The sequence below is a fragment of the Planktotalea sp. genome (genome assembly GCF_018607965.1).
Taxonomy (GTDB): domain Bacteria; phylum Pseudomonadota; class Alphaproteobacteria; order Rhodobacterales; family Rhodobacteraceae; genus Planktotalea.
The window spans coordinates 1-11,914 of the sequence record NZ_JABBAM010000122.1; the positions used below are offsets into that span (position 1 = coordinate 1).

Sequence of the window (11,914 nt, forward strand, 5' to 3'; positions counted from 1 at the left end):
TTTGATGACGCGGGCGGCGGCGGCCCCTAAAACGATTGCCTTCGCTGAAGGCAGTGATTCCCGTATTGTCGAAGCCGCCGTTATAGCCTTGAACGCGGGATTGATCAAAAAAGCGCATCTTGTTGGGCCTCTCGCGGATGTCGAGGCCACGCTGGCTACGTTTGATCTGGACGATCCGTCTGGCGTCCAAGTGCACGACCCCAAAAATTCTAACATTTTCGAAACCCTCGCCGCGCGTTTTGTCGAGATGCGCGCACACAAAAACCTGTCTCTAGAATTAGCCCAAAAGGCCACGCTTGATCCTTTGATCTATGCTGCGTTGCTCGTTGAAACAGGCCGTGCGGATGGCTCTATTGGCGGTGCGATTGCGACCACGTCCGACACTGTTCGTGCAGCCTTGCAAGTACTTGGAAAAGCAAAAAACGCACCTTTGGTGTCTTCGTTTTTCTTGATGATCCTCCCCGAAAATCACCCCCTCAAACGCCCCGCGATGGTCTTTTCTGATTGCGGCATGGTGATAGACCCCAACGCGCAAGAACTTGCGGGCATCGCGGGTCAAGCCGCCGATAGTTTCGCAGCCCTCGTTGGCGATACACCCAAACTAGGCATGCTGTCTTTTTCAACCCACGGCTCTGCAAAGCATGAACGTGTGACCAAGGTGCAAGAAGCAACAGAAGTCCTCAAAGCAGCACGCCCCGATTTGATTGTGGATGGCGAATTGCAGCTTGATGCGGCACTTGTGCCTACTGTTGCAGCGTCCAAAGCCCCAAGTGGTGCCCTGAAAGGTGCCGCAAACGTGCTGATTTTCCCTAACCTCGATGCGGGCAATATCGGCTACAAACTTGCACAACGGTTCGGCGGCGCGGTTGCGATTGGCCCCGTTCTGCAAGGGCTGGCAAAACCGGCGAATGATCTTTCGCGTGGATGCAGCGCTGGCGACGTGCTTGCGATGATCGCAGTTACCGCCCTTCAAGCAGAGACCGCATGACAGAGCTGCTTGGCCTAACCTTCTCAGAAATCGTAATCCTTGCGGTGATCTGTTTTGGTGCTGGCATTGTACGTGGCTTTTCCGGATTTGCACTTTCCGCCCTCGTAATGGCCAGCGCAGCCTTAATTCTTCCGCCCGTGCAATTGATCCCAATCTGTTGGTGGCTCGAAGTTGCAGCAAGCGTCCTAATGGCAAAAGGCGGATGGCAAGAGGCGGATAGACGCATCGTCTGGAGCCTTGTGATCATGTCTGCGATCGGCACTCCAATCGGTCTCGCACTCACAACAAACATTGATGTTGAAACCTCGAAATTGGTCGCGCTTTGCGTGATCATCGCGCTTTCCATACTTCTACTTGCCCGTATCCGTATTCCTGGGCTTGAAACACGCGCAGGTCCCTATGTCGCCGGATTTGCCGCAGGAATAGTGACAGGCCTTGCTAGCGTAGGTGGCATGATGATCGCAATCTATGTCCTCGCAAGCGACACGCCAGCCCGTAAGATTCGCGCAGCTCTCGCCCTTTTCTTATTTCTTGGATCAGCCACTTCGCTTTTCTGGCAATTTTTCTTCGACGTTATGAACCTACAAGCCATCTGGCGCGGTCTCGTCTTTTCCATTCCAGCAAGTATCGGCGTTTTCGCAGGTATCAAACTTTTCACACCGCGTTTCGAACAGTATTACCGCCCGTTTTGCTTGACCCTCCTATGTGGGCTGTCAGCGTTCGGTCTATTGCGGTTAACCTTGTCATGACGCCACAGTTCAACCACACTAAAATCCGCACGCCTAACAAGGAAGGTATCTGACATGCCCAAAGATCAACCCACCCTGGACCTGTCACCCCACGTTTCTGACGAGGTGCGCAAAACCACTTGTTACATGTGCGCGTGCCGCTGCGGCATCAACGTCCACATGAAAGAGGGCAAGGTTGCCTATATTGAGGGCAACAAAGACCACCCTGTGAACAAAGGTGTGCTCTGCGCCAAGGGTTCTGCGGGCATCATGCAGGTCAACGCGCCATCACGTCTGAAAGCCCCCTTAAAACGTGTCGGTCCCCGTGGTTCTGGCGAGTTTGAAGAGATTTCATGGGAAGAGGCGCTGACAATTGCGACCGATTGGCTGGCTCCGATCCGCGCAGAAAACCCTGAGAAACTGGCGTTCTTCACGGGGCGCGATCAGTCGCAATCTTTCACCAGCTTTTGGGCGCAACATTTTGGCACGCCAAACTACGCAGCACACGGTGGGTTCTGTTCTGTGAACATGGCCGCTGCTGGCATCTACACGATGGGCGGCGCGTTCTGGGAATTTGGTCAACCTGATTGGGATCACACAAAGCTGTTCATGCTTTTCGGCGTTGCGGAAGATCACGACAGCAACCCAATCAAAATGGGTATCGGCAAGATCAAAGCCCGTGGCGCGCGCGTGATTGGTGTGAACCCAATCCGTACGGGTTATAATGCTGTTGCGGACGATTGGGTCGGCATCACGCCCGGCACTGACGGTCTGTTCATCCTCGCCCTCGTGCATGAGTTGATGAAAGCCGGTAAGATCGACCTTGAGTACCTTGCGCAATACACCAACGCGCCTGTTTTGGTTGATTCTGAAACTGGTCTGTTGATGCGCGACGAGGCCGGCAAAGAGCTGGTGATTGATCGCAACACTGGTAAGTTGACACCGTTCGATCAAAAGGGCGTGCGCCCTGATCTGTCCGCGACGCACCGTCATGCAGGCATCACGCACAAACCCGTCTTCCATCTGATGGCAGAGCGTTACATGTCCGAGGAATACGCGCCTGAAGCAGTGGCCGAGCGTTGTGGCATTCCAGCAGAACGCATTCGCGGCATCGCCAATGAAATCGCACGTGTAGCGTTCGAGGAAAGCTTTGAGCTGGATCAAGAGTGGACCGATTTCCGCGGTGAAAAGCACGAGAAAATGACAGGCCGTCCTGTCAGTTTCCACTCCATGCGCGGTATTTCTGCGCACTCGAATGGCTTCCAAACCTGTCGGTCCCTGCATGTCTTGCAAATCCTGCTTGGCACTGTCGAAGTACCCGGTGGTTTCCGTTTCAAACCGCCTTATCCCAAGCCTGCAACGATCCACCCGAAGCCGCATTATGGCGTGACACCGGGCAAGCCGCTCGACGGTCCACACCTCGGTTTCGTGCATGGGCCTGATGACCTTGCGCTAAAACCAGACGGCACTGCCGCGCGCATCGACAAAGCGTTCACGTGGGACAACCCAATGTCTGCGCATGGCATGATGCATATGGTGATTTCCAACGCGCATGCAGGTGATCCCTACAAGATCGATACGCTGTTTATGTATATGGCGAACATGGCTTGGAACTCCTCGATGAACACGCGCGGCGTGATCGACATGCTGACGGATAAGAACGAGGAAACGGGCGAATACGTGATCCCACGGATTATCTATTCCGATGCGTATTCTTCTGAAATGGTCGCCTATGCGGACCTAATCTTGCCCGACACTACGTACCTTGAGCGTCACGACTGTATCTCGTTGCTGGATCGTCCAATCTGCGAAGCCGATGCTGCTGCTGACGCGATCCGCTGGCCTGTGATCGAGCCTGATCGCGATGTGCGCGGCTTCCAATCTGTGCTCTGCGAACTTGGCGCGCGTCTTGATCTGCCCGGCTTCATTAATGAGGACGGATCTCAGAAATACGCGGATTACGCCGACTACATCACCAACCACATCCGCAAGCCGGGAATTGGTCCCCTTGCAGGTTGGCGCATGGGAGAAAACAGCCTGCAAAACGGGCGCGGCGAAGCGAATGAAGCGCAGCTAGATGCCTATATTGAGAACGGTGGCTTCTTTGTCGAACACATTCCAGAGGGCGCAAACTATTACAAACCTTGGAACATGGCCTACCAAGAATGGGCCGTGGGTATGGGCATCATCGACAAGCCGGAACCCTATCTGTTCCAGCTATATGTTGAGCCAATGCGCAAGTTCCAGCGTGCAGCTGAGGGTCATGGCGATCGCCAGCCACCAGAGCATCTGCGCGAGCGTGTGAAAGCGACAATGGATCCGCTACCAATCTGGTACGAACCGTTTGAAGATAGCGCCGTTGATGTGGACGAATACCCTGTGCATGCGCTGACACAGCGTCCAATGGCGATGTATCACTCGTGGGGCAGTCAGAACGCTTGGCTGCGCCAAATTCATGGCCACAATCCACTCTATCTTCCGACGAACCTGATGGAAAAGCATGGGTTGAAGGACGAGGATTGGGCGACAGTTTCATCCACACACGGCTCTATCACAGTTCCCGTCATGGAAATGGCTGCGCTGAATGCGAACACGGTCTGGACATGGAACGCCATCGGCAAACGCAAAGGCGCGTGGGCGTTGGAAGAGGATGCACCAGAGGTCACAAAAGGCTTCCTGCTCAATCACTTAATCCACGAATTGATGCCACCTAAAGGCGATGGTCTACGCTGGTCGAACTCTGATCCAATCACGGGCCAAGCCGCATGGTTCGATCTGCGTGTGAAGATTGAAAAAGCAGCTAACCCACCGTCTGAAAGCCAACCGGCAATGCCGCCAATTAAATCACCTGTTCCGGCAGGTCCTAAAGAATTGAAGTGGAAGCTTGGCCAATGACCACCCTCCCCACCAGCACCCAGAAAAAGCTCGGCCTCGTTATTGACCTTGATACATGCGTTGGCTGTCACGCCTGCGTGGTGTCTTGCAAAGGCTGGAACACCGAAAACTACGGCGCTCCGCTGTCGGATCAAAAGCCATATGGCGGCGATCCATCAGGTACGTTCCTCAACCGTGTCCACAGCTACGAAGTGCAGCCCGACGAGGGCGCAGCACAGCTGATCCACTTCCCGAAATCCTGCCTACACTGCGAAGACGCGCCTTGCGTCACGGTTTGCCCGACTGGCGCGAGCTATAAGCGCGTTGAGGACGGCATCGTTCTGGTAAACGAACAAGATTGCATCGGTTGCGGCCTGTGCGCTTGGGCGTGCCCTTACGGCGCGCGTGAAATGGATGCGGCAGAAAAGGTGATGAAGAAATGCACGCTTTGTGTGGATCGTATCTATAACGAAAACCTGCCTGAAGAAGATCGCCAACCTGCTTGCGTGCGCACGTGTCCGTCAGGCGCACGTCACTTTGGGGATTTGGGTGATGAAAACTCTGACGTCAGCATCCTCGTCGCCGAACGTGGTGGGTTTGATCTGATGCCCGAAATGGGCACCAAGCCTGTGAACCAATATCTGCCACCACGTCCCAAGGACACGATGGAAGAGTTCGACATCCTCGCGCCCTACCTTGAACCCGTTGCAAAAGACGCAGGCGGCTTCTTAGGTTGGCTCGACAAAGCGCTCGACAAACTGCCCGGTAACTCAGCCGGAGGAGCGAACTAATGCATCCAGCACCGTCGATTATTCTCTTCACCACGCTCTCTGGTTTTGGCTTTGGTCTTTTAACGTTCCTAGGTCTTGGAATGCCAAACTACACTGGCTTCATCGCGTTCGTTTTCTTTGCAATCGCTTACGTGCTTGCGGTTGGCGGTCTTTTATTTTCGACCTTCCACCTTGGTCATCCTGAACGCGCACTCAAAGCGTTCAGCCAGTGGCGTTCTAGCTGGCTGTCCCGCGAAGGCATCTGCGCTGTTGGTGCTTTGATCGTCATGGCGATCTACGGAGTTGGGCGCGTCTTCTTTGCACAGCACTGGGGTATCATCGGAGGCATTGGCGCAATCTTGTCACTGCTCACGGTATACACGACATCTATGATCTACGCGCAACTCAAGACCGTACCGCGTTGGAACATGCCGCTGACAAGTCCGCTGTTCATGGCCTTGGCCATCACGGGCGGTGCTTTGCTGGCCGCGCAAGTAAAGATAGCAATCTTTATGCTGATTTTCTCTGCGATCATTCAAGTTGCTTATTGGGTTATGGGCGATGGCCGTTTGGCTGCCTCTGGAACCAATATGGAAACAGCAACGGGCCTTGGTCACATCGGCAAGGTAAAAGCATTTGAGCCACCGCACACAGGCACCAACTACCTGATGCGCGAATTTATCCATGTGGTGGGTCGCAAGCACGCCATGAAACTACGCACAATAGCGCTGGTTCTGGGCTTTGTTTTACCCGTGATCTTCTTGTTACTGCCCTTCGGCCACATCTTCGCGCTCTTTGCGGTGCTGTGTCATATTGCAGGTATCTTCACCTCGAGATGGTTATTCTTTGCACAAGCTGAACACGTTGTGGGCCTATACTACGGCAAGCGCTAAACACATCTGACCTTAGACAAAAAAGGCCCCCGTCGATCACTCGGCGGGGGCTTTTTCTATTCTCAACACGGCTTGAAGACTACTTGCGCCAGCTTCCAAACCATTTCTTCACACTGTCGCTCGTGTTGGCCACACTATCGCCAGCGTCCTGCAAAACAGGATCAATCCGTGCCTCACGAAACCGACGCCAGCGCACCCAGATTGCCCAAGCGAAGGCCGCAAACAAGATCAAGATCGCAATGTTCAACCACGGAATAATCCGCACATCAGGACTATCCACCGCTCGCACACTCACGGCATTCGGGAAGATCGACAAGAACTCGTTGCGCCAGCCATAGTGCTTGATCACAACCCACTGCGGAGTCGCAGCGATGGACTTTAGATCAGACGCCTCAGCCTGCAAATTCGTCGTGTCGAACTTGAAATAGGGTGGCCACCCCCAACCCGTATCCTCGTTGCGATAGACCATGACGTTGTCGTTGCTCAAACGCGTTTGCAGAAAGAACACATCACGATTCACAGCCGTCGTTGCATTGCCCGTGTCCGCAGAGGCCCAAAAGATCGAATTCTCGCCGAAATCGATCCGCTTTTCATAGGTGTCCGTGACACGCGCAATGTCGTGTTGCGGCAGCGTGTAATGAAAGAAGGACGCGATAAAGACCCAGAAACTGATCCAGAACGCCCACTTGATATAGCCCATAGATCAGGCTCCTCTACATAAAGTTTGTCGCATAAATAATAAATGAAATCAGGCCGATCGGGATCACATAAACCCCCAAGATCAGCTTGCGACGCAAGGACCCGTCATAGTCCGTCAGACCCTCTTGAACAAATTCTTCACGGTCTCCCGTCTTGATCTCTTCGTCCCACTCGGCCTCTAGCTTGTCACGCCGCACGGATCGCGAATAAAGCGACAGACACACATAAACCACCGACAACGCCAGAAATCCAAAAACCAGCAACCGCAGCAATGCTAACATCTTACTTCCCCCTCACCGCGCCCCATGGGCCAACGGCTGCAATCTTTTTCTCACTAACGCCCCATGGACCGTCACGTTTTGGCGCAGGCGGTTCCATATCAGGTTCGTGCCCGAACAAGGCCTCGCGCGCACCAGCTTTGTCCACTTGATACTCGCGATCCAGAAAATCCGCCACATAGGATTTTTTCGTGTCGTGCCAGCCCGCGTAGAGTTTGTAGAACAGCTCTTTATGGCAGATGAACAACTGTCGCACATCTTTGGGTGACAGCTGGGACAGCAGCATATTAACCAAGTCGCGATCCCCGTGATCAGCACTGCGCAACGTGTAGAAATACGCGGGATGGTCCGATGTGATACGCGGCCACTTGCCGCCCTCTTCCGCCCAGCGCAATAAATCCGCGAGACCATGAAATTCCTCAGGCAAGTCCTGCGCATGACGCCGTGCCAACGCGCGAATATCGCGCCGCGTGGCCCCAGCCAGATCAATCCCACTTTCCTGCGCAGTATCAATCACAATGAAATCCATCTTTTGGCGCAGGATCGCCGCCGCATCTATGCCGCGTGCCTTCACAATGGGTTCGGCCAGATCGTTGTATTCAAGGAACTTCGCGATCTGATTGCGGTCTTTCATGTCGAACGTATATTTGATCGGCAGCTTGCCCAGCACCTCTTTGGACCCTGACGAGATCAGAGCTGGATGATCCATCCCTTGGAACACATACAGCCCACCAAAATGCGCCGTCCAGAAATTGTGCTGCTCGAATTCCATCAAATCAAGGCGCACAGGATTGCGTGTCACATCGCCCGTGCGTTTGGCCGAACTGATCATATCCGCGATCAAAACATCATCGAACCACGCATCGTCTTCACGCATGAAACGATCCACATTATCCGCAAGCGCTTGGGCTTCGGCGACTGTGCCGCTCGTCGTATCGGCCTCAATCTTGACCCGTCGAATATCAAACAGCTTTGCAGGGCCATCCACCGCATAAACCGAATTCACCAGCTCGCCCGCCACCGCATCGCGCGCGGTCAGCGCAAACAACTGCGACTCGTTCTTTAGGATAAACTCCTTAAGAATTTCCCGCGAGGTCGAGAATTTCGCATTGAGCAACGGCGCTTTTTTTTGATCGGTGGTGAGCAAGATAAACTGCCGATTCACACCTGCGTGGTTGAGGTAGAGCGGATCATCCAGTTCATCCCCAATCTCGGGCGAGTAACCAGAGATATCGATGTGAAAATTGGTGAGCTTGGTTTGATGGTTCGTCAGATGCTTGAGCGCACGATTATAGCGTTCAATCAACGACGCGCTTTGCACGTGGATAAGATTGCCAAACATGAGACCGCGTTGGATGAGGTGGATCATTGGGGGCGCTCCAAGTTTAGCTCATCAAATACTGGATCACCCTCGGAGTGAACCTTGAGGATTTTCAAAGAACCCTCTTTTGGCGAGACGTGAAAATCAAATGCAGAAGGCACCTGAGAAACCTTGCAAAATGTTTCCACAATGTTTGTAGCTGCGCGGTAAGCAAGTTTGTTACCCCTTACCGGAACATTGCATTCCACAATCCGCGGTGCACCGACAGCTGCGAGCTTTTGCTTCAAACGCTCATCTTTCAACCAAAAATACGCAACTTCGCCTCCCCAAAACTTAATCAAAGGGCGCACCCCAGAATCATCCAGCGGCAACGGCTTTGAAACCATAAAGAAGCGATGAGACCTAACTTTTCTTTGTTGCTCATTGCTTAGTGGGCTTGCCTCACAAATAGCCTCAATGTTCTTGTCACTTAGCTGAAACTCTTTGGATAGATTTTCCAGCCGTTGTCTCAGACTGGCTTTCGACGACGAAACAAGGACGCCATTTTCCATCGCCTGAGCTTCATGTTCGGTCAAGCGACAGTAATGCCAACCTCTAATAACTTCTGAATCTAGACAACTCATTAGATTATTTTCAATAAAGCGATGAAATCCGTCCGCAAATTTATTCTCTCGTAAGATGGCTTCCAGACTATCCGAGTCTTGCGGATTATCCAGTTCAACCTCGCGTTGATAGTAAGCGTCAATTAGCGATTTCACGCCAGATAGCTGCTCTCGAACACTCTTTGGATAAGTACGAGCATCCCAAGTATCTATTAGTTGATTTATCACAGCACCAAACACCTGTTCCGCTCACCAGCAAGACTACGTCTCGCAGCGCCTTCCCTAGGCTTCGCCTGTTCGCGGTCAAAACGCTCTCCCAGAGCGTTTCTAAGATGCCCGCTCATCCCCATGGGGAAGGCGCTATTTAGCAGAACATCTGTTTGAAAATACATCATTCCTTAACTCGTCTCCGCATACACAAACGCACCACCCAAACCACAGGCGTCACCAGAAAGAGCCAACCAAGAATGTCCCGCATCCGCTTCATCCCACTCCCCCCGCTACTTTCGATTTCTGTTTGAAAATCTTGATCCAAATCCCAAGAACGGGCGCGGCAAAGGCGCAAGAAAACAGCAGCGCTATGAAGCCAAGTTCGAACAGATCAGCCGTCGGAGTTCCGCGAAAATCGTCGCGGTACAGGATCAAGAACCCTGCGATGACGATAAGGCCAACCCCGATATTGAACAACGTGATCCAGCCCGCATAGTTTGGGTGGAAGATCTCTTCGTCTGCTATTGTCGTCCCCTTAGCGGACAAAGCGGACACGAAAAATGCACCTAGAACGCTAATTATCAGGAAAGCGAAGAAAGACCCCATGAGGATGATCACCCTTTGCTCTCCAAATACCGCTTCTTCGCCACTTCGGTCCGCTCATAATCCCGCACCATCCCGTCTATCGCGACTTCATCGGACTTGTCGGCATAGCGGAACTCACTATCGGCGTAGCGGTTGATCTCTTGCACCACCATCTCCACCGTGATCGGCTTGCGTAGCTCGGAAATCATGCCCTTCTTGGCGTCGTAGTCTTTGAACAGAAACAACTCAGGCTCTTCCATCCATTCATCGGGCAATTCAAAGTCCATCGCGCGCACTTTCACGGCGTCCGTGATGTTCTTGATTGCGCGGCCCGTGAAGCGTTCATCGGCTTCCTGAATACCCTTCAAATAGGTGCCCAGCTTCGCAATTGTGTCCAACTCACCCACTTGCGATTGCACGGCATCAAAGACCACAGCCAGCCCTTCTTCATGCGGCCGCCCATGGCTTTCAAACGACGCCGCAACCGCCTTTTGGATCGCTTGCGCCTCGAACACATCATGCGTGCCGAGCGGAATATCGTGGTTCTTGCCCATGAGCAGATAAAGGATGTCGATATAATCGTCGCGCGTTTGCGGCCCATCCACGAGAAAGCGAGCACCGGCCCGCTGGCGCAGCGCATCGTCGACGTTTTCGGGGTAGTTAGAGAACATCCCAAACGTGCAATTCCCGCGCACAACCGTGTTCGCGCCTGCAAAGCTTTCCATTAGAACAGCCGTAATTTCGAGCTGCCCCGCGCTGGATTGGCGATCCCCGCGCTTGCCTGCAAGCTGGTCGATATCATCAATCGTGCCAAAGCCAATCACAGATGGGTCGATGATATTATTGATAAACGCCTTAGCATTCTGGCCAGACTTACCCTGATAGCTATCGATATTGTCGGTGCTTAGGTTCTGATATCGGAACGGATACCCCGCCGTTTCGCAATATCCAGAAATCAGCCCTGCCATCATCTGGATCAGCGTCGTCTTACCCGTCCCCGGCGCACCGTCGCCCATGAACGTAAAAATGAACCCGCCAAGGTCGGCGAACGGGTTCAAACGGCGCTCAAAATCATAGGCCATCAACATTTTCGCCAGCTTCATCGACTGATATTTCGCAATATGATTGCCGACAACTTCGTTCGGTTTCTTGAACGTCATGGTTAGCTTTGACGACTTGCCCTTGGAGGCTGGCGTAAACCCGTTCACTTCAAAGTCATCCGCCTCGACCTTCCATGTGGCCGATGTAAACGCCTCCAAACGCCCAACACTGCCGGCACGCGCGGCGACCTTGTCCATCAACGCCTCCGCATAGGCACTAACGGTCGCAATCAACTTGGAATCGTCGGCTGCGTGATCTGCAATATCCTGATCCAGTTCCCAAAGGGCACCGTGCATGGCCAGTGGCGCATTGTCGGTCAAAACTTCCTCAATATCACCCAAGGTCACCGATACTTCGCTGGCATGTGAGGACAACAAGAAAGACGACGCGGAAGCAAACACATACAATGAAATCAGCGCCTCTGCGTTCAACATCTCGGAGAACTCCGCAACCTTCCCAGCCGCAACACCCCCTTCAAGGTTCGCGCGTTTCAAATCGCTCAACCCAACCTGCTCTGCATAATTCTCGGCAACAGCCATCGAAATCGCCAAAGCGCGACGAAGCGCGTTCATTACTGTCGCCTGCAACGGCGAAACTAACGCCTCGCCCCCATCCACCCCTTCGATGCGCGCTAACAATTGCACACCCTCAGCGCGCGCAGTCGAACGTGTCACCAAACCCGGTGTGGTCGATCGAAACCGCCGCCGCGTTCCAATTCCAGCGGACTTCTCAGCAACTGCACCTTCACGCGCCTTAGCAACACGCGGCGTATGATCGAACCCCTGCAAAAGTGCCAAAGCCGCCGCGTAATGCTTTTCAATATCCGCTTCACGCAATTCCATCTGATCCGCTGTCACACTCATCG

General features: G+C 53.4%; 11 protein-coding genes. 5 read left to right on the plus strand and 6 right to left on the minus strand.

Features of this window, described 5'->3' with window-relative positions:
* Position 1 precedes the first annotated feature (1 nt).
* Genes pta through QZ279_RS11155 form a run of 5 tightly spaced genes read left to right on the plus strand, consistent with a single transcriptional unit; the run spans position 2 to position 6,253 of the window.
* Positions 2-988: a phosphate acetyltransferase gene (pta, locus tag QZ279_RS11135; protein WP_293450832.1), complete on the plus strand. Its 987-nt coding sequence runs from the start codon at positions 2-4 to the stop codon at positions 986-988.
* A complete protein-coding gene (locus QZ279_RS11140; protein ID WP_293450834.1) occupies positions 985-1,737 on the plus strand; it encodes a sulfite exporter TauE/SafE family protein in 753 nt (250 codons plus the stop codon). The genes pta and QZ279_RS11140 overlap by 4 nt, the downstream gene beginning before the upstream one ends.
* A gap of 54 nt (positions 1,738-1,791) precedes the next feature.
* On the plus strand, positions 1,792-4,611 hold the full coding sequence (locus QZ279_RS11145) for a molybdopterin oxidoreductase family protein (protein ID WP_293450836.1): 2,820 nt from the start codon (positions 1,792-1,794) through the stop codon (positions 4,609-4,611).
* A complete protein-coding gene (locus QZ279_RS11150) occupies positions 4,608-5,381 on the plus strand; it encodes a 4Fe-4S dicluster domain-containing protein (protein WP_293450838.1) in 774 nt (257 codons plus the stop codon). The genes QZ279_RS11145 and QZ279_RS11150 overlap by 4 nt, the downstream gene beginning before the upstream one ends.
* Positions 5,381-6,253: a DmsC/YnfH family molybdoenzyme membrane anchor subunit gene (locus QZ279_RS11155; protein ID WP_293450840.1), complete on the plus strand. Its 873-nt coding sequence runs from the start codon at positions 5,381-5,383 to the stop codon at positions 6,251-6,253. The genes QZ279_RS11150 and QZ279_RS11155 overlap by 1 nt, the downstream gene beginning before the upstream one ends.
* Before the next feature lie 79 nt (positions 6,254-6,332).
* Here QZ279_RS11155 and QZ279_RS11160 read toward each other — a convergent pair whose 3' ends face one another.
* From QZ279_RS11160 to QZ279_RS11185, 6 genes are all read right to left on the minus strand, one after another.
* A complete protein-coding gene (locus QZ279_RS11160) occupies positions 6,333-6,953 on the minus strand; it encodes a DUF1523 family protein (RefSeq protein ID WP_293450842.1) in 621 nt (206 codons plus the stop codon).
* A 13-nt stretch (positions 6,954-6,966) separates the two neighbouring features.
* Positions 6,967-7,233: a hypothetical protein gene (locus tag QZ279_RS11165; RefSeq protein ID WP_293450844.1), complete on the minus strand. Its 267-nt coding sequence runs from the start codon at positions 7,231-7,233 to the stop codon at positions 6,967-6,969.
* A gap of 1 nt (position 7,234) precedes the next feature.
* Entirely contained in the window at positions 7,235-8,599 is a 1,365-nt protein-coding gene (locus QZ279_RS11170; RefSeq protein ID WP_293450846.1) for a DUF6638 family protein, read from the minus strand.
* Positions 8,596-9,381 (minus strand): hypothetical protein, encoded by a 786-nt coding sequence (locus tag QZ279_RS11175; protein ID WP_293450848.1) that lies wholly within the window; start codon positions 9,379-9,381, stop codon positions 8,596-8,598. The genes QZ279_RS11170 and QZ279_RS11175 overlap by 4 nt, the downstream gene beginning before the upstream one ends.
* Before the next feature lie 255 nt (positions 9,382-9,636).
* Complete coding sequence (locus QZ279_RS11180) at positions 9,637-9,918, minus strand: hypothetical protein (protein ID WP_293450850.1); 282 nt, start codon at positions 9,916-9,918, stop codon at positions 9,637-9,639.
* Between the two features lie 59 nt (positions 9,919-9,977).
* Complete coding sequence (locus QZ279_RS11185) at positions 9,978-11,912, minus strand: ATP-binding protein (RefSeq protein ID WP_293450852.1); 1,935 nt, start codon at positions 11,910-11,912, stop codon at positions 9,978-9,980.
* Positions 11,913-11,914: the final 2 nt, after the last annotated feature.

Coding starts and splice junctions, on each gene's coding strand:
- QZ279_RS11140 (WP_293450834.1), top strand. CDS start 985: ATGACAGAGCTGCTTGGCCTAACCTTCTCAGAAATCGTAATCCTTGCG.
- QZ279_RS11145 (WP_293450836.1), top strand. CDS start 1,792: ATGCCCAAAGATCAACCCACCCTGGACCTGTCACCCCACGTTTCTGAC.
- QZ279_RS11150 (WP_293450838.1), top strand. CDS start 4,608: ATGACCACCCTCCCCACCAGCACCCAGAAAAAGCTCGGCCTCGTTATT.
- QZ279_RS11155 (WP_293450840.1), top strand. CDS start 5,381: ATGCATCCAGCACCGTCGATTATTCTCTTCACCACGCTCTCTGGTTTT.
- QZ279_RS11160 (WP_293450842.1), bottom strand. CDS start 6,953: ATGGGCTATATCAAGTGGGCGTTCTGGATCAGTTTCTGGGTCTTTATC.
- QZ279_RS11165 (WP_293450844.1), bottom strand. CDS start 7,233: ATGTTAGCATTGCTGCGGTTGCTGGTTTTTGGATTTCTGGCGTTGTCG.
- QZ279_RS11170 (WP_293450846.1), bottom strand. CDS start 8,599: ATGATCCACCTCATCCAACGCGGTCTCATGTTTGGCAATCTTATCCAC.
- QZ279_RS11185 (WP_293450852.1), bottom strand. CDS start 11,912: ATGAGTGTGACAGCGGATCAGATGGAATTGCGTGAAGCGGATATTGAA.